15 protein-coding genes and 4 tRNA genes are annotated in these 17,564 nt (G+C 57.4%); 13 read left to right on the top strand and 6 right to left on the bottom strand.

What is annotated here, in order from left to right:
• Nucleotides 1-43 precede the first annotated feature (43 nt).
• From sugE to rdgC, 3 genes are all read right to left on the bottom strand, one after another.
• Nucleotides 44-358, bottom strand: a complete 315-nt coding sequence (sugE, locus tag JFT81_RS11160) for a quaternary ammonium compound efflux SMR transporter SugE (protein ID WP_201227350.1) — start codon at nucleotides 356-358, stop codon at nucleotides 44-46.
• Nucleotides 359-478: 120 nt separating this feature from the next.
• Nucleotides 479-1,444, bottom strand: a complete 966-nt coding sequence (locus JFT81_RS11155; RefSeq protein ID WP_201227349.1) for a bile acid:sodium symporter family protein — start codon at nucleotides 1,442-1,444, stop codon at nucleotides 479-481.
• A 164-nt stretch (nucleotides 1,445-1,608) separates the two neighbouring features.
• Nucleotides 1,609-2,529 carry a recombination-associated protein RdgC gene (rdgC, locus tag JFT81_RS11150; RefSeq protein WP_007919763.1) on the bottom strand — a complete coding sequence of 307 codons (921 nt, stop codon included), beginning with the start codon at nucleotides 2,527-2,529 and terminating at the stop codon, nucleotides 1,609-1,611.
• Between the two features lie 159 nt (nucleotides 2,530-2,688).
• Between rdgC and JFT81_RS11145 the strand changes: the two genes are divergently transcribed.
• The 4 genes from JFT81_RS11145 (at nucleotide 2,689) to JFT81_RS11130 (ending at nucleotide 3,230) form a co-directional block, all read left to right on the top strand.
• A tRNA-Val gene (locus tag JFT81_RS11145) sits at nucleotides 2,689-2,764 on the top strand.
• Between the two features lie 19 nt (nucleotides 2,765-2,783).
• Nucleotides 2,784-2,860: transfer RNA gene (locus tag JFT81_RS11140), tRNA-Asp, on the top strand.
• 198 nt (nucleotides 2,861-3,058) lie between these two features.
• Nucleotides 3,059-3,134, top strand: a tRNA-Val gene (locus tag JFT81_RS11135).
• Between the two features lie 19 nt (nucleotides 3,135-3,153).
• Nucleotides 3,154-3,230 (top strand) — tRNA-Asp (locus tag JFT81_RS11130).
• 215 nt (nucleotides 3,231-3,445) lie between these two features.
• On the opposite strand, the gene JFT81_RS11125 is transcribed toward JFT81_RS11130, so the two are convergent.
• Complete coding sequence (locus tag JFT81_RS11125) at nucleotides 3,446-4,615, bottom strand: catalase family protein (protein WP_201227348.1); 1,170 nt, start codon at nucleotides 4,613-4,615, stop codon at nucleotides 3,446-3,448.
• A complete protein-coding gene (locus JFT81_RS11120) occupies nucleotides 4,612-6,420 on the bottom strand; it encodes a di-heme-cytochrome C peroxidase (protein ID WP_201227347.1) in 1,809 nt (602 codons plus the stop codon). Before JFT81_RS11120 ends, JFT81_RS11125 begins: the two co-directional genes overlap by 4 nt.
• A 271-nt stretch (nucleotides 6,421-6,691) precedes the next feature.
• Between JFT81_RS11120 and JFT81_RS11115 the strand changes: the two genes are divergently transcribed.
• The 9 genes from JFT81_RS11115 to JFT81_RS11075 all read left to right on the top strand — a co-directional run bounded on the left by JFT81_RS11115 (nucleotide 6,692) and on the right by JFT81_RS11075 (nucleotide 15,628).
• Complete coding sequence (locus tag JFT81_RS11115) at nucleotides 6,692-7,408, top strand: FKBP-type peptidyl-prolyl cis-trans isomerase (RefSeq protein WP_201227346.1); 717 nt, start codon at nucleotides 6,692-6,694, stop codon at nucleotides 7,406-7,408.
• Nucleotides 7,409-7,701: 293 nt separating this feature from the next.
• Nucleotides 7,702-8,157, top strand: a complete 456-nt coding sequence (locus tag JFT81_RS11110; protein ID WP_201227345.1) for a YkvA family protein — start codon at nucleotides 7,702-7,704, stop codon at nucleotides 8,155-8,157.
• 113 nt (nucleotides 8,158-8,270) lie between these two features.
• Nucleotides 8,271-8,612 (top strand): helix-turn-helix transcriptional regulator, encoded by a 342-nt coding sequence (locus tag JFT81_RS11105; RefSeq protein WP_201227344.1) that lies wholly within the window; start codon nucleotides 8,271-8,273, stop codon nucleotides 8,610-8,612.
• The gene (locus tag JFT81_RS11100) at nucleotides 8,609-8,980 is read left to right on the top strand and encodes a hypothetical protein (RefSeq protein ID WP_003223109.1); all 372 of its coding nucleotides are present in this window, start codon (nucleotides 8,609-8,611) and stop codon (nucleotides 8,978-8,980) included. Before JFT81_RS11105 ends, JFT81_RS11100 begins: the two co-directional genes overlap by 4 nt.
• Nucleotides 8,981-9,388, top strand: a complete 408-nt coding sequence (locus tag JFT81_RS11095; RefSeq protein ID WP_201227343.1) for a sel1 repeat family protein — start codon at nucleotides 8,981-8,983, stop codon at nucleotides 9,386-9,388.
• Nucleotides 9,389-9,628: 240 nt separating this feature from the next.
• Nucleotides 9,629-14,389, top strand: a complete 4,761-nt coding sequence (locus JFT81_RS11090) for an RHS repeat-associated core domain-containing protein (RefSeq protein WP_201227342.1) — start codon at nucleotides 9,629-9,631, stop codon at nucleotides 14,387-14,389.
• Nucleotides 14,390-14,397: 8 nt separating this feature from the next.
• Nucleotides 14,398-14,808 carry a hypothetical protein gene (locus tag JFT81_RS11085; RefSeq protein ID WP_201227341.1) on the top strand — a complete coding sequence of 137 codons (411 nt, stop codon included), beginning with the start codon at nucleotides 14,398-14,400 and terminating at the stop codon, nucleotides 14,806-14,808.
• Between the two features lie 65 nt (nucleotides 14,809-14,873).
• Nucleotides 14,874-15,212 (top strand): hypothetical protein, encoded by a 339-nt coding sequence (locus JFT81_RS11080; RefSeq protein ID WP_201228111.1) that lies wholly within the window; start codon nucleotides 14,874-14,876, stop codon nucleotides 15,210-15,212.
• Complete coding sequence (locus JFT81_RS11075; RefSeq protein WP_201227340.1) at nucleotides 15,212-15,628, top strand: hypothetical protein; 417 nt, start codon at nucleotides 15,212-15,214, stop codon at nucleotides 15,626-15,628. The genes JFT81_RS11080 and JFT81_RS11075 overlap by 1 nt, the downstream gene beginning before the upstream one ends.
• A gap of 121 nt (nucleotides 15,629-15,749) precedes the next feature.
• Here JFT81_RS11075 and JFT81_RS11070 read toward each other — a convergent pair whose 3' ends face one another.
• Nucleotides 15,750-17,540 (bottom strand): bifunctional diguanylate cyclase/phosphodiesterase, encoded by a 1,791-nt coding sequence (locus JFT81_RS11070; RefSeq protein ID WP_201227339.1) that lies wholly within the window; start codon nucleotides 17,538-17,540, stop codon nucleotides 15,750-15,752.
• Nucleotides 17,541-17,564 lie beyond the last annotated feature (24 nt).

Here is a 17,564-nt window from a genome sequence, read left to right as displayed (position 1 = left end):
AGATCTCTGTGGGAGCTGGCTTGCCAGCGATGGGGTCAGAGGCCTAAGCGCTGACCTTGAGGCCGATTAAACCCGTGATGATCAACGCCACGCTGGCCAGCCGAATCAACGCCATCGACTCACCAAACAGAATGATCCCGGCAATCACCGTGCCCACGGCGCCTACGCCCGTCCAGATCGCATAAGCCGTGCCCAGCGGCAATTCCTTCACCGCAAGGCCGAGCAGGCCAAGGCTGACGGCCATGGCTGCGATAGTCAGTACGGTGGGGAGCGGGCGGCTGAAGCCGTCGGTGTATTTCAGGCCGACGGCCCAGCCAACTTCGAACAGGCCGGCGAAAAACAGAATGATCCAGGACATGAGAGACCTCCATCGATTGACGGGGTCGTCCCCAGATTAAAAAACTCGATCGAGCCGCAGGGTCGTCCCCGCGTTGCGCAACATAGTGACGAGCATTAATCCAGGGATCAAGTTTTCAGGTCAGTCGGCCGCCCGTTGCGCCAGCGCTTCACGATCTTCCTTTTCACTCATGCGGCGGAAGTACGTCGAAAGCAGTGCGCCGGAAATGTTGTGCCAGACACTGAACAACGCGCTCGGCACCGCCGCCAGTGGCGAGAAGTGGGCACTGGCCAACGCAGCGCCCAGCCCGGAGTTTTGCATTCCCACTTCCAGTGCCAGCGACTTGCGCTGGGCCAACGGCAGCTTGAACAGTCGCCCGGTGAAATACCCCAGCAGATAACCGAAGCTGTTGTGCAGCATCACCACGGCCATGATCAGCAGGCCGGACTCGGCGATTTTCGCCTGACTGGCCGCCACTACGGCGGTCACGATGATCACAATGCTGACCACCGACACCAGCGGCAACACATCCACGGCGTGGCGAACCTTGTCACCGAGCAAACGTTGCGCGACCACACCGAGGACGATCGGCAGCAGCACCACTTGCAGAATCGACCAGAACAGCTCCATGAACGACACCGGCAACCACGCCGAGGCCAGCAGCCAGATCAGCGCCGGGGTCAGCAGCGGAGCGAGGAGGGTGGTGACGGCGGCGATGGCCACCGACAGCGCCAGGTCGCCGCGTGCCAGCCAGGTCATCACATTCGACGACGTGCCGCTTGGGCAGCAACCGACCAGAATCACCCCGACGGCGATTTCCGGCGGCAGGTGGAACACCTGGCAGAGCAACCACGCCACACCGGGCATGATCACGAAGTGCGCGACCACGCCCAGCGCCACACGCCACGGATGGCGGGCGACAGCGGCGAAGTCATCGAGTTTGAGGGTCAGGCCCATGCCGAACATCACCAGCCCGAGCAGCGGCACGATCGCGCCTTTGAGGCCGAGGAACCACGCCGGTTGCAGGAACGCCACGACGGCAAAGATCAGAACCCAGTAAGCGAAGGTATTGCCGACAAAGCGGCTGAGTGCAGCCAGTGCGCGCATGGCTTGTTCCTTATTATTGAATGAACACCACAAAACATTGTGGGAGCTGGCTTGCCAGCGATGGCGGTATGTCAGACGCCGTATGAGCTATCTGTAACACCGCTATCGCTGGCAAGCCAGCTCCCACAGTAGACCCCGGTTTCTTCAGTTGAAACCCGTTATGTTCAGATCCCCTGCGGAGTCTCTTCCCCACCCAACGCTTCAACCAGCGCCGGCAGGAAATCGCCAAACGTCAGCATCATCAGGGTGAAGCTGGCATCCAGTTGACCCAGTGCCTCGTCGCCACCGTCCTGTTCCGCCTGATCCTGCAACAGATCTTCGAACTTCAGACGTTTGACGGTCATCTTGTCGTCGAGCATGAACGACAGTTTGTCCTGCCAGGCCAGCGACAGTTGAGTGACCACTTTACCGGTGCTCAGGTGCAACTGGATTTCTTCGCTGGTCAGATCCTGACGCTTGCAACGGACGATACCGCCGTCTTCGTGGGTGTCGCGCAGCTCGCACTCGTCCAGTACATAGAAGTCGTCGGCGGCTTTTTGCGTGGTAACCCATTCGGTCATGGTCGCGGTTGGCGACATTTTAACCGTCAGTGGGCGGACGGGCAGGGTGCCGATTACTTCACGCAGGGTCGACAGCAAGTCTTCAGCGCGTTTCGGGCTGGCCGAGTTGACCAGGATCAGGCCTTGTTTCGGCGCGATGGCGGCGAAGGTCGACGAGCGACGGATAAAGGCGCGCGGCAGGAACGCCTGGATGATTTCATCCTTGATCTGGTCGCGTTCCTTCTTATAGACCTTGCGCATTTGCTCGGCTTCGATCTCTTCGACCTTTTCCTTGACCGCGTCGCGCACGACGCTGCCCGGCAGAATACGTTCTTCTTTTCGTGCGGAAATCAGCAGGAAGTCACCGCTGACGTGCACCAGTGGAGCATCTTCGCCTTTGCCGAACGGCGCGACGAAACCGTAGGTGGTCAACTCCTGGCTTGCACATGGACGCGCCAGTTTGGTGGCCAGTGCAGTTTCCAGCGCCTCGGCATCGACAGGCAGGTCTTGGGTCAGGCGATAGATGAGCAGGTTTTTGAACCACATGGGGTGAGTCTCTCCTTTATACAAAGGGGGGCATTATTGTCTTCGCCGTCTAATAGGCCAACCCTTCTCTAAGCCTTTGGAAGGCCTGAGAAAATTATTTAAAAAAGTGCTTGCCAGAGGTGGGGTCGCTCCGTAGAATGCGCGCCACACCGAAGCGAAGGGTGATTAGCTCAGCTGGGAGAGCGTCTGCCTTACAAGCAGAATGTCGGCGGTTCGATCCCGTCATCACCCACCATTCGTTTCATGTGTTTAGCGCAGCGGTAGTTCAGTCGGTTAGAATACCGGCCTGTCACGCCGGGGGTCGCGGGTTCGAGTCCCGTCCGCTGCGCCATATTCGGTAACCTGGAACGCTGAACGCCAGGTCACCACGGAAAGACCCGCTGATGCGGGTTTTTTTCTGTCTCAAGTTTGTACGTTGTACCCGCGGGATGTGTCGTTTTACCGGTTTTCGGATTTATTTGAAAAAAACTTCAATTAAATCAACACTTTACGAAAACTTGTGGCATAATGCGTCTCGTAACGAAGCGAAGGGTGATTAGCTCAGCTGGGAGAGCGTCTGCCTTACAAGCAGAATGTCGGCGGTTCGATCCCGTCATCACCCACCATTCGTTTCAAGCGTTTCGCGCAGCGGTAGTTCAGTCGGTTAGAATACCGGCCTGTCACGCCGGGGGTCGCGGGTTCGAGTCCCGTCCGCTGCGCCATATTCGGAATCTGGAACACTGAACGCCAGATTCCACAGAAAGCCCGCCTAGTGCGGGCTTTTTGCTGTCCGGGATTTATGAATGTCGACGCGGGCTCTGTGGTGGTGGGATTTATCGCCGCTGGGTTGCGCAGCAGGCCCACGTTTTTAAAGCTGGGGCTGCTGCGCAACCCAACGGGAATAAATCCCCTCGCCACGGGTCATGTGTCTGTCTTTTTACTGGGCGGCATTCTGGCTATGCCGATAGTCACTCACTGCCTCATACACCGCTTTGCGCAAGCGGTTGATCCCGCCAATCGGCCGATGCGCTTCAACGCCAAACCACGGATTGAACGACAGGTTATCGCAGGCCAGATTCAGCGCCGGTGTATCGAAGTCCTGTGGCGGCAAAGTGATCCGCGCCACGGTTTCGAAGGGTGCGTCCTCCTCGCGCCACTCAATGCTGGTGTCTTCGATCGGCATGTACTTGTTTGCGTCCTGACGCTGGATCTGCAAGACGAAACAGGCAGGCACGCGATCCGTAGATAGCTGCTGGCTCAGCGCGCTACGAAGAAAGTTCGGCAAGTCGTGGTTCTGTTTGGGCAGTGTGTAAGCCGGGCAGTTGTCCGGGTCCGGCATCACCCGAAACTTGGCATTGGCTTCCCCGAACTTGTAGGGCGATACCGAAAAATAGGCAGTCCCCGTCGGACTGTCCGGCGGCGGCGCCAACGTTGCCAGCGCGATGAACAAATGGCGCACTTGCCAGGTGCGTGGATCCCAAGCCGGAAAAAACGCCATGACTTTTTTGCCGTCAGCCTGCGCTGCCACATTCTGACGATACTCGGCGACATCGCTGACAAAGAAGTTCGGGTGGCTGAACATCACGAAATCCTGTTCGCGCTGCTGCTGGCGGTCACTTAATAACGCTTTGCCCGGCACATCGAGCAGTTTGATTGCCATGCCCCGAGCATCGCGAATACTGTCGAACTGCGGGTAAGCATTGCCATTGGAAAGGCGGATCATCGCGTGCCAGGTTTTTCCCGGTTCACTGAAAACGCCTTGGCGCAGCGACTGCGCCAGTGCCGGCAGCACTTGAACCTCAGCCTTTACACAACCATGCGCCTTGGCATGCGCGTCGCGCAGGTAGCGTGTGCCTTCACGGTGTTGATCAACGATGCGCACGGCCGTCTGGATCACATCCTGAGTCATCGCAGCCTCACCGGGCGGAATCTGTTCCAGCGCCGAAACCGGGCCGCGATGCTGCCAGGCAAACCAGGCCGCGGCGACAGCCCAGCCGAGCAGGCCAATGGCGATCAGGATCAGCAACGTTTTGCCCAGAAAACGCCCCAGCCACAACCAGATTCGCGCCAGCAACGGCAGTTCCTTTTTGAATGTCGGCAGGATCATGGCAATTGCGCCTCCAGTGGGCCGCCCAGAACTTTCAGGTATTCGAGCAAGGCCCAGCGTTCCTCTGGCTGCAGCAGTCGGCCGATGACGCCATTGCCGCGTTCGCCTGCGCGAAATTCGTGGCCGCTGTTATGGTTGCCGGTGATCCGCGTGTCGAACAAAAAGCCATTGGTAAACGCCTCGGTGCGATAGCCCAGATGCCGAGGGTCATATTCGAAGGTGCCTTTATAGAAGGTGCTGGCGCGCTCATCCTGCGGTGACAGCAACTGATAAAGGCTCGGCACTGAGCCGTTGTGCAGAAAAGGTGCCGTGGCCCACACGCCGGCCAGCGGTCGGGCCTTGTAGGCGACTTCCTCGCGAACACCGATGGGCAGGCCGAAACCGTCGAGCTTTGGCTTTTCCTCGGGCGTCACTTTGGCCTCGCGATAGGCACGGTTTTCGACAAATGCGGTGACGTAAGCCAGGCCTTTGGCGACTGACAGCTGGCTCAGATCCAGCGGTTCCTTGGGCGTCGGATGCAGTTTTACATCCATTTTTTCCAGTTCTTTCAAGTCCCATTGCAGCGCAGTGAGGTCGAAACGGTGGTTGGCAATGTTGTTGGCTGCGTTGGGATCGGTGCCGATGACCTGCACCGGTAGCATGTGCAAACGCTGCACCCAGCGTTCACCCTCTTGTGTGACGCGCGGAACGTGACAGCCGGCGCAGTTCTCGGTGAACAAAGCACGTCCCTTGGCCGCCAGCGGTTTATCGACGGCACCCAACAGCTCTTCCGGCCAGGCCGGCGGCTGCAGTTTCTGCAGGGTCTCCTCGATCTTGTGCAGATCGCGCACGCGCACGCTGGAGGCGTAACGCGCATCGCCTTGCTGCGGCTGGCCGTTGTCGTCGAAGAAGTTCAACGTCGCGCCTACACCCAGCGCTTCGCCGATATTGCGCGCCATGGGTTGCTGCGCCGAACCGTTCCACTGCACCCAATCGAATGTCCACATGTCCCACAGTTGCGGGTAATCCACTGGCGCGTTGGCCACGCGATAATTGCTCGCAGAGATGGCATCGCCGAACGTCGCGTTGGCAATCCGCCCGAAGGCGTCGGCGCGGCCCGGGCCTTCTTCGGTGGGGTAGAGACCACGGTGGGTGTCGTTCCAGGCAACTTTGAGGAAGGTGTCCAGGGAGGTTTTGAAGTCCTTGCGCAGTTGTTCGTGGCGCACTTCGTATTCGTCACCCAGCACATTGCGGGCGAAGCGTTCGAATTTCCAAGGGTTGACGTAAGTCGAGGTCAGGCTGGCGACCAATGCTTGTCCGAAACTGCCACCGCGTAACGTCGGAACGCTGGAAGGCAGGACGTGCTGTGCGGTACCGCCGTCAATCCGTACGGCCTGGCCTTTGAAGTGCAGTTCGCCGGTGTGGCAAGCGGCGCAAGTTATGTCCAGATATTGCTCCGGACTGCCGGGATTCTGGTGGCGCGCGAAGCCCGCCGGCAGATTGCCGGGGTTGTTCGGCGTGGCTTGTTGTTGCGGATCGATCAGAAAACCGAAGCGGGCGAGGTAGTCGGGGGCGGCGAAACGCTGTTCGGAGAAGGGTAGCTCCAGCGCCTGGAACCATTCATAACGCAGGCCTTTGACCTGCGTGCCTTGGGGCGTGAAATAGTAGGTCTGCCGGTCTTCCTCCGACCATTGCTGCAGGTAATGCACCTGTTCTACGGGGGTAAAGAGGGGCAGTTTCGGGTTGGCGATGTAATACAGCACCACTGCCAGAACCAGTCCCAGCAGCACCACGATCAGGGTCAAAACACGGAATAAGAGGCGCAAGTTAAAACATCCTTGTCGAATTGTTGCGCTGTTATGCCTGAGCCGAGCCTCGTGGGGCAAGTGGCCATTACGCCCGATGATGGACGAGGAGGTGCACGCCTGTGTCAGAGCGAGATGACAGAAGCTTCATCGTCGCTTTGCCCAAATGCGTTTTAATCCCTGAACTTATCGCCGCTTTACTGCTCTCATGCCGGTAGCCATTGGTCGTGGCGGCCTGATAAGCTCGCGGCTTTACTCGATTGCCCTTTCGGCGCATGAACAAGGAAATAGCATGAAACAGCATCGGTTGGCGGCGGCGGTAGCCCTGGTTAGCCTGGTCCTCGCGGGTTGTGATTCGCAGACCAGCGTAGAGCTGAAAACCCCGGCGCAGAAAGCTTCCTACGGTATCGGCCTGAACATGGGCAAAAGCCTGGCTCAGGAAGGCATGGATGATCTGGACTCCAAAGCGGTAGCCCAGGGCATCGAAGATGCCGTCGGCAAGAAAGAACAGAAGCTGAAAGATGAAGATCTGGTTGAAGCCTTCGCCGCGCTGCAAAAGCGTGCTGAAGAGCGTATGGCCAAGATGAGCGAAGAGTCGGCAGCCGCCGGCAAGAAATTCCTCGAAGAAAACGGCAAGAAAGCGGGTGTAACAACCACCGCTTCCGGCCTGCAATACGAAGTGGTCAAAAAAGCTGACGGCCCACAGCCTAAGCCGACCGACGTGGTGACTGTTCACTACACCGGCAAGCTGACCAACGGCACCGTATTCGACAGCTCCGTCGAGCGCGGCAGCCCGATCGATCTGCCGGTGAGCGGCGTGATTCCAGGTTGGGTTGAAGGTCTGCAACTGATGCACGTTGGCGAGAAGTACAAACTGTACATCCCTAGCGATCTGGCTTACGGCGCGCAATCGCCAAGCCCGGCTATCCCGGCCAACTCGGTTCTGGTTTTCGACCTGGAACTGCTGGCCATCAAGGATCCAGCCAAAGAAGACGCCGCTGCCAAGTAATCAGCGTCGGTTTCACCAACAACGCCTCGCTTATGCGGGGCGTTGTTGCATCTGGATGTTGGCAAGGGTAAACAGAGCGAACCGATGGCGGTCAGGGCAGTCATAGCTTTGAGGCTACTCGCGCTAGACGCCCTTGGCCGCCAAGTCAATGAATTATTGGGGTTTTTTATGTGAGTAAAAAACGCCCGATCTGAGCGCAGCCCTTATAAAACGGGGCTCTCAGCGCTGAAATGCAGCTCTGTTCACAAGGTTATCCACAATTTGTGTGGATAACATTTCAACGGGAGGAATAGATGAAAGCTCCGTGGAATTTCGCTCGATTCCTGCCTCTGGCTGGTCGACTGCTGGCCCGTGGCCGGCTGCCGACCTTGCTGTTTGCCGTGGCCAGCAAAGGCGCAGCGCAAGGCAATCGCCTGGGTAAGCTCAAAGATGACCTGCGCTTGCTCCAGGCGTTGTGCCTGGCCTACTGGCGTGGCGAGTACCGCGCGATCAGCCCAAAGGCGTTGATTTCGGTGGTGGCAGGCTTGATGTACTTCCTCAGCCCGGTGGATGCCATTCCCGATTTCATCCCCGTATTCGGCATGCTCGACGATATCGCCGTCCTCGCCTGGGTGATGAAAAGTCTCGACGATGAACTCAATGCCTTCCGTCTGTGGCGTAATCGCCAGCAACCGGAAAAGCTCGCCGTGGTCGAACGTTTGCCTGATACCCCGGAACAACTTCAACTTCAGGGCCCGAAAAAGCCCTGATTGTTGTAGTCCCTTTCACAGATAGATACCCCCCGCGACCTTAGCCGCTGTTAGGATTACACTTCTAGGGAAAAGTGCCGACTCGCTAAGTGTTGTTGTCCTACGGGGTAGTCATGGATATTCAGATAATTGCACGCGATGGCGAACCCGAGTACGCGGTTCTGCCTTGGGCTCAATATCAGGCTCTACTGAAAGCAGCAGGTATCAACGCAACACCGTCGCAGCCGGCCCCAGCGCCGCTCGCGGCATCACCAGACTCGATTCTTCCGGGTCTGGATCAACTACGCAGTTTGCGCGAAGGGAAGGGCATCGCCATCGAGGCGTTGGCCCGCACGGTAGGCATCAGCCCGTCTTATCTGGCCATGATCGAAAGTGGTGAGCGTCTGCCCGACGCCGCGATTCGCCGCAGCCTGGCCTGGGAACTGACGGTGCCAGGTTGGAGGGATGAATCGTGAGCGTACGCATCAGTCGTCAACATTGGGATGGATTGTTAGGGGAGCTGGATCAGGCGCGCCGCCAGCGCCATCTTCTGACCTATCGGGCATTGCTCGAACGTTTGCAGTTACCAACGCCGGCGATGCAGACCCTGACCGCCGCGCTCGAACACCTGGCGGCGCTGGACGCCAAGGCCGAACAACCGTTGCGCAGCTCGCTGGTCATCAGCCAGGGCGCAAGCCGTTTACCACGCACCGGTTTTTTTGAATGCGTTGAACGTCTTGGGCGTTTTTCCGGGCCGTCCGACGGCGTTGCCGCGGCGTCCTGGCATGCCTCGGAAGTGGTCAGAGTGTTCGAATACGAGTACCCGGAATCGGCGGAGGCCTGAGTGTTTTTACGACTCAAGGCGCGGGCCGCTTACTGGCTGGCTCGCCGATTGTTTCACTGGTCGTGGTTTGTCCGGCAACCGCGCGGTTGGCGTTGGCTCGAAGGGCAATTTGCGCGCATGGCCAACCTCGGTGATGTCGACGCGCAAAGCTTCTATGGGCACATTCTGACGTTTCGCGGCGTGGGCTTGGGAGCGCGCGAAGAGGGTGTGCGGTTGCTGCGTCTGGCGGCGCTGGCAGGGGATGGCAAAGCGGCTTATCAGGTCGGCGTGATCAGCCTTGCCGGCAGCCCAAGCAAGGCACCGGATCCTGATGAAGCCGCTCGCTGGTGGGGTATGGCCGCCAAGGCCGGGCATCCGTTGGCCGAACACAAACTCAGAGAGTTGAGTTCGCGCGACACCGCACCATAAACCTGTTGTTGTCTGTTTGATAAACGCGGCGTGAGGGAAACCTCACGCCGCGTTTGCGTTTTTGTTTGGCGTTTATTTTCTGGCAGTTTTTTACAGATTAGTCCTACAGCTATCGCCTACTTGCCTGACTTCTTTCCTGATTGATCCCCCGCACAGTTCCCGCGCCTAAATTTTTTTGCGCGAGGGAACGCTCATGTTCGACCCGGTCAACCAGTTCTACCTGCATCCAGACGTGCGCTGATGGAAGCCATCGCTCGTATCGAGCAGGAACTCGACAGCTTCCCTGACACCCTCAGCCTCTACCGCGAACAGCTCAAACACTGGGCCAGTCGAACAGCGGACAAAGTCAGCCACGCCACGGATCTGCCATCGCTGATGGGCATGGAGCGGGTCATCCGCTTCGGTGATCGCAGTTCCGCCGTCAGCAGCAGCGACGACAATTTTTTCTCCAGCGTCATCCAGTGCCCTGAGGGTGGGGTGATGGAGATCGAGAGCAAATTCGAGTCGGTATACGACATTGCGCTCGGCGACATCGTCGTCGATGTGGTGGCCGTGGATGGCGGCGAAACCACGCCCGTGACCCTTGATGCGCAAGGCAGGGGCTCGTTCGCAGGGATCGCGGGCAAGTTCTATCGAGTGCATGTACACAGCGAGGTCTCGCCGGCGCAGGTCGAGGATTTGTTCACTGCTTACGATGGCTTGAACGCTGAGCTGGATGGCTGGTTGCGTAACGAGTGGCAGACATTCAAGCCGCAGTGGCCGCTGTCGGTAGCGACGGCGGCGGGTAACGGGATGCTCGCCGGGAGCTGGGCGGCGATCGAGGGTGTGTGGGACAGCATTGGCATGCTGTCCGACATCCTCAAGGATCCGGGAGCGTTTGCCGAACGGTTGGGGGAGGGCGCCACGCAACTGCAAGTGCTGGCGGAGACAGCTCCCCAGGTCATGGAAAAACTGCAGTTGCTGGTCAGTGACGAAGCGGCGCTGTGTCTGTTGCTGCGAACCGCGAGCCTTTGGCTGGAAATGTTGCCCCCCGGCGAAATGAGCGGCAAGACCGCTGAAGCGGTATCGATGGTCGTGGTGCAAGTGCTGATCGATGTGCTGATCGGTGTTGTCTTGACGTTCGTCGGCGCTGCAGCAGGAATCGCCTATCTGACGCTACGTCTGGCGCAACGTGCAGGGCAATTGTTGTCGGCCGTGGTGCGATTGGTGAAGGCGATGTTCGCCATCGTCGAGGGGTTCATCAAATACGTCGACAAATACAAAAAAGTGGCCGCCCGAGGTATCGCTACGGGTGTGAAAAAAGGCCGGATGCAGTTGCGCTGGGACGCCAGGCGCAATGCTTTGTTAAAGAAAAACGAACATCACGATGACGCGCCGGATCAGGCGAAAAATCCTAACGGCGACAGCGCTGACTGTGGGCCGGAGACCTGCACCAACGGCTGCCCGGTATCGATGGTCACCGGCGAGGAACTGCTGACCCTGACAGATGGTGTCCTTGATGGGTTGTTTCCGTTCGAGTTCACGCGGTTGTATCGCAGCAGTGCTTGTGAAGTCGATATTGGGTTGGGGTCTGGCTGGAGTCATTCGCTGGCGCATCGGCTGGAGTTTGCTGACGACGGCGTTGTCTGGGTTGACCATGAAAACCGCCGTACACAGTTTCCGTTACCGAGTGTTTCGCGTCCGGCGATTCACAACAGCCTGTCGCGGGCGGCGATCTTTCTCGGGGATGAGCCACAGGAGTTGATTCTCGCGCTGGCCGGGGAAAAATCGCAGTTTTATCACTTTCGAGCCGGACGGCTGACAGCGATCAGCGATGCGTACGACAACCGGTTGCGCCTTGTCCGGGATCGTCAGGATCGTGTTCAACGTCTGGAAAACGGCGCGGGTCGGGCGCTGTTGTTGCGTTACGACCGGGCACATTTGGTTGGCGTCGATTATCAGCGCTTCGATTCGACTCAAAACCTTTCCGAGGCTTGGCGCACCGAGCAGACGCTGGTCAGTTACCGCTACGACGCGCTTCATCGCTTGATCGAAGCCACCAACGCCGTCGGTGAAAGCGAGCGCTACGACTACGACGACCAGCATGTGATCCTGCAGCGCCAACTGACCGGGGGCGCGAGCTTCTTCTGGGAATGGGAACGCGTCGGCAAGGCTGCACGTTGCGTGCGGCATTGGGCGTCGTTTTCGCAGATGGACACCCTGTACGTCTGGAACGATGACGGCAGCGTCGCGGTGCATTACGTCGACGGCACCGAAGAGGTTTACCACCACGACGACCGTGCACGACTGGTGCGCAAGGTCGAAGCCAATGGCGGCGAACACCTCAAGGCCTACGACGCTTGCGGGCGCCTGGTCGCCGAGCAGGATCCGCTCGGGGCCGTCACTCAATACCGCTATGACGACGTCGGACGGCTGATCGCACTGCTTCCGCCGGGCGATGAGGCAACGTCCTACGAGTATCGCAACGGTTTTCTGCACAAGCGTTCTCGGGGCGATGCGACCTGGACCTACCGGCGCAATGCTCAGGGCGATGTCACCGAAGCGGTCGACCCTGAAGGCCATGTCACTCATTACCACTACGACACGCACGGGCAACTGTTGTCGATCCGTTACCCGGACACCAGTCGGCAGGTGCTGGTGTGGAACGACCTCGGTCAACTGATCGAAGAAACCCGGCCTGACGGCGGTGTACGACGCTTTTCCTATGATGCGCTGGGGCGGCGGACGACCACGGTTGACGAACACGGTGCCGTTACCCGTCAGCACTGGGACGCCGTTGGCCGACTGGTTCAGACGACTTTTCCTACCGGCGCCACCCGCGCCTACAGCTACGGCGCTTACGGCCAGGTCACGGCTGAACGCGATGAACTGGGCCGCTTCACCCGCTATGAATACGACGATGACCTGCACCTGGTCTCGCGCAAGATCAACCCCGACGGCACGCGGGTGCAGTATCGCTACGATCATGCGCAGCTGCTGCTCACCGAGATCGAAAACGAGTCTGGCGAAAAATACCTGCTGGACTACACGCCGACCGGATTGATCCGACAGGAAACCGGCTTCGACGGCCGGCGCACGGCGTATGCCTATGACCTCAACGGGCATCTGCTGGAGAAGATCGAGTTCGGCGATGACGGCTCGCAGTTAGTCACCGCTTATGCGCGCGATGCCGCCGGGCGCCTGTTGGTCAAGACCCTGCCGGACGGGGTCAAGATCACCTACCAATACGACCACCTCGGTCTTCTGATGGCGGTCAATGATGGCCAGAAATATCCGCTGGCGTTTGAGTACGACCTGCAGGATCGGTTGGTCGCCGAGCATCAGGGCTGGGGCACCCTGCGTTACACCTACGACGCCTGCGGCCAGCTCAAACGCATGCGCCTGCCGGACAACAGCAAGCTCGATTACCACTACGCCAAGGGCGGCGTGCTGACGGCCATCGACCTCAACGGTTCACAACTGACAGGCCACGTCTATCAATCGGGTCGCGAGCAACAACGCCAGCAAGGCCTGCTGCTCAGCGAATATTCCTACGACGATCAAGGTCGGTTGCTGGCTCACGCTGTAGGCCACCGGCGTGACTCTCTCTATCGCCGCGACTACGCCTACAGTGCCAACGGCAATCTGAACTACATCGCCGACACCCGTCACGGCCAACGCACCTACGGCTACGACGCCCTCGACCGGCTGATCCGCGTTCGCCACTCGCGCGACGAACTACCGGAAACCTTCGGCCACGACCCGGCTGGCAACCTGCTGATGCAGGATAGCCCCGGCCCGACTCGCATCAATGGCAACCGCCTGCTGATGCAGGGCGACCGCCATTACGACTACGACGCCTTCGGCAACCTCATTCGCGAACGCCGTGGCAGCGTGCACAAGCTCGTCACCGAATACCGCTACGACTGTCAGCATCGGCTGATCGGTCTGACTCGCCCCGACGGCAAAACCGCTAGCTACCGCTACGATGCCTTCGGCCGGCGCATCAGCAAAACCGTCGACGGCGTCACCACCGAATTCTTCTGGCAGGGCGACCACCTTCTCGCCGAACGCAGCGCGAGCGAATACCGCAGCTACGTTTACGACCCCGGCACTTTCCGCCCACTCGCCCTGCTCGACGGCAAAGGTTCGATAAACACCTGCCCGTTCTACTACCAACTCGACCACCTCGGCACCCCGCTGGAACTGACCGACTACAGCGGCGAAATCGTCTGGTCGGCGCAGTACGACGCCTATGGCAAAACCGCCGCCATCACCCTGGCCGGCAAGGAGTACCTGGACCAGCCACTGCGTTTTCAGGGGCAGTACTTCGATGCGGAGAGTGGGCTGCATTACAACCGGCATCGGTATTACGACCCGCGGTTGGGACGGTATCTGACGCCGGACCCGATCAAGCTGGCCGGTGGGTTGAATCAGTACCAGTACGTGCCGAATCCGACGGGATGGGTGGATCCGTTGGGGTTGAGCTCGAATTGCCCGCCGCCCAATAGGCCGGGTTGTGCGGTGCCGGGTGCAGCCAATGGCGCTAAGGTTGATAAAGGTGAACCTGAGCTGCCGGAGCCAAAACTGAGCGCGAAGGAGCTAGCGAAGATAGAGATTCATAGGTTGAACGATAGTCAGGGTATGCACATGGTTGGCAAGCATGGGCCAGAGGTCCCACCTGTCAAATGGAAACAGAGAGCTATTGATGGCACGAATCCAATGACGGGAAGAACGCCGCGAGACCAAAGAGGCAATCCCAGCTCTATATTTAATAGTTATGAAATAATGCTTGAGGCCTACACTTTAGCGACGACGCGAGTTGCAAATGGCTTGCCGCAGTTCACAGGAAAGGATGCTCAATTGGCAGATATTGTAAGGATGGATCTGCCTGGCGCAGGAAAGGGTTATATGCCAAATTCACAAGACCCCCAAAATCCAAGGTTACTCTTGTTGAATAGATTTGAGATGAAATTTGATGGCGTGACTGGAGTTCCATTCACCTTGTTTCCAATCAAGTAGGGCTAATAATGTTTATAGATGTTGGTGATGGTCAGCCATTCGCTCCAACCCCATCGTGTTTCTTAGCTGGGGTAGATATTTATGATCGTGAGGAGACTTTGGGGGTGGAGTTAGAAAAGCTTGACCCTAATGATCCGGGCGATAGAGAGTTGATAATATTGAAATATTGTTTGCCTAGTAAAAGAACCTATAGGCATAAATTCATGATTTTTAAGTGCTTGAAAGAGGCCCTTGATAATGTGGAGTATGACTTTCAGGTTCTGTTTGAGTATGATCCTGAGGCATGTTCCTCTTTTCCATATCGGTGGGACGAAATGCAAAGCGCAAGGGTTTTTTTTGAGGATGTATATCGTCTAGCAAGCGTTGAGTGGAAGGATGATATTGAAAAAGCTAGTTTGGAGGATCAATTAGATTGGTAGGTTTTTCGAAGTTTTTAGTCTGATCTAGAAATAATTAAAATTAAACACAAGGAGTTCGGGCGAAAATGAATAAAAATGAATCAGAGGATTCTGAGTTAATCAATCACGTTATAGAAGAGTGGAGGGCTGTCCCGAGTTCGCAATTCACCAGCCATAGAGCGCAGTTGAATGCATATACACAAGCAACGACAAGAGAACTTAGAAAGCTTCCCCGCTTTACAGGTGAAGATAGTATGGGGCATCTAGTCGTCAGGATGGCGGCTGAAAATGTAGGTCGTGGATATGAACCTGACCCGTTAGATCCTTCCAATCCGCGCTTCATTGCTAAAATGAACGCGTTTGAAATGAGATTTGACTTTGAAACATTGCGACCAATAGCTCTTTATCCTGTGGAGTCAGTTTGATGTTGATGCATCCTTATCTTGATATTCCGTACAATCCGCGCCTGAAGAATTTTCTAGGTGGTTTTGATACGTATGATAGAGAGGAGAGCCTTGGAGTAGAGCTGTCAGGGTACGATCCTGAGTGTCCCTCAGACAGAGATTATCTAATATTTCGCTTTATCGTTAATCGATTTTCGGGATTGAGTTATCGGCACAAATTTGTTTTGTTTAATATGTTGGGAGATACTCTGGAGAGTGATGTTAGTATTTTTATTGAAGCTTTTGAACATGATCCGTTGATTCCCTCCTTGCTTCCTCTTGGGTGGAGTAATATGAAAAATCCAAGGGCTTTTTTTGAAGATATATACATAAAGCTATCTGAGGTCTGGCTTAATGATTTGTGTAAGGCAGGGCGGGAGGACCGTTCAACATGGTGAAAATTAGGAAGTTCTATTTTCGACTCGCCGAAATGGTAAGGTTCAAAAAAATATAATAACTTAGCCTTAGGTAGTACCTACAACAGGATGAGATCAAGAGGGAAATTGTGTTGTTGGGAGATTATCGTTGGCCGATTAGCTGTGGTGTATGCAGGTCAGGGGCATTGAGGCTGTCTAGTAGGTGCACGCTATACCCCGGAACATTCTTCGCATGATGCTTCGCCTGCGAAGCCATCTCCGCCAGCTGACTGGCATCAAGTTGTGCGCAGGCTTCAGGGTGAAGGTGGACTACGCCAATGGATAGCGACAGCAGCGGGAATTCCTGTCGAATCCCTTGGCGGTTCGGCGCGATGAAGCAGCCGGCCTCAAGGTGTTCCGTGCGGTAGAAACGGCGGCATTGGCTCTGGAAATCGTCGAGCAATTGGTTGAGGCGTTTGCGCCAGTCTTCCGGGCCAAGGACGAGCAGAAAGTCATCCCCGCCAATGTGGCCAACGAAGTCGCGCGACGGATCGACGCGTTCGTTGAGGCATTGCGCCAGGCACAACAGAACTTCGTCACCACGTCCGTACCCGTAGATGTCGTTGAAGGGTTTGAAACTGTCGATGTCGACGTAGCAGATAACCGATTCGCGCCCCTGTTGCAGCAGGCGAGTCAGGCATTGCTGAATCGGCACGTTGCCGGGTAGCAGCGTGAGCGGATTGGCGTAACGCGCCTGTTGGATTTTCAGTTCGGTAATCAACTTGAGCACATCGATCACCCGGCCAAGACCCAGGTAGCCGCCGTTGAGGGTGATGATGAAGTCTTCTTCGATGCGCTGGCGGGCGCGGCTGGTGATCAGGCGGCTGACTTGTTGCAGTGATTGACTCATTTCCACGGCGAGGAAGTCGTCGTTCATCAGGCGGCTGATCGGTTTGCGCGCGAACAGGTCGGTGGCGAAGGGTTTGAGCAGGGCATCAGACAAGGAATGACGGTGGACGATTCCGCACGGCTGGCCTTGTTCGTCGAGGACTGCCAGTGAGTTGAGGTTGGCTTGGCGGCGGAAGGCTTCCAGCACAGTGGCGGTCGGTGTGTCGCGTGGGACGGCCGGCTGGTCGTTGAGCAGGGCGCTGAGGTCGCTGCCTTCGTCATTCAGTGCGACGGCGCTGCTGTCGTGTTTGGGCATCAAGGCGCGGGCATCGCGCGGTGGATGCTCTTGTGGACGTCCGAGCAGGTAACCCTGCACCAGGTCCACGCCCATTTCGGTCAATACCGCGAGTTCTTCTGGCAGTTCGATGCCTTCGGCAATCACCTGCGCGCGGGAAGCTTTGGCGATTTGCAGGATCGAACCGACGAACTCGCGCTTCAAGGCATCCTGGTGAATGCCGTCGATGAAATGTCGGTCGATCTTCACATAGTCGGGGCGCAACTCTGACCACAAACGCAGGCTCGAGTAACCGGCACCCAGATCATCCAGCGCAATCGAAAAGCCCATCGCCCGATAGTGATGCAGCGCTGTTTGCAGCAGCTGAAAGTCGTCGATCGGCGTTTGTTCGGTGAGTTCGATGACGACCTGACTGGGCGGAATACCGAAGTCTTGCAGCAACTGCAACGTGCGACCCGGTTGGTGCGCGGCTTCCAGCAAGGATTCAGGAGAGACGTTGAGAAACAGCTTGCCCGGTAGTTGCTGCTCGTTGAAACGGCGGCAAGCGCTTTGCCGGCAGGCGATTTCCAGTTCGCTCAAGCGCCCGGCCTGGCGCGCCACGGCAAACAGTGCGATGGGCGAGTGCAATGGACTGTTGGACGGGCCACGGGTGAGGGCTTCGTAGCCGAGTATCCGTCGCTCGGAGAGGCAAATGATCGGCTGGAACAGGCTGTGCAAACCGCTTTGAGTCAGGATCGAGCTCAAGGCACTCAGCTGTTCGGTCGTGGTCATGGCAATCTCTGGCGATAAAAAAAG

Origin of the sequence: Pseudomonas sp. TH43 (genome assembly GCF_016650635.1) — a bacterium.
In the GTDB taxonomy this organism is placed as follows: Bacteria; Pseudomonadota; Gammaproteobacteria; order Pseudomonadales; family Pseudomonadaceae; genus Aquipseudomonas.
This window is presented reverse-complemented; position numbering and strand designations above follow the sequence as displayed.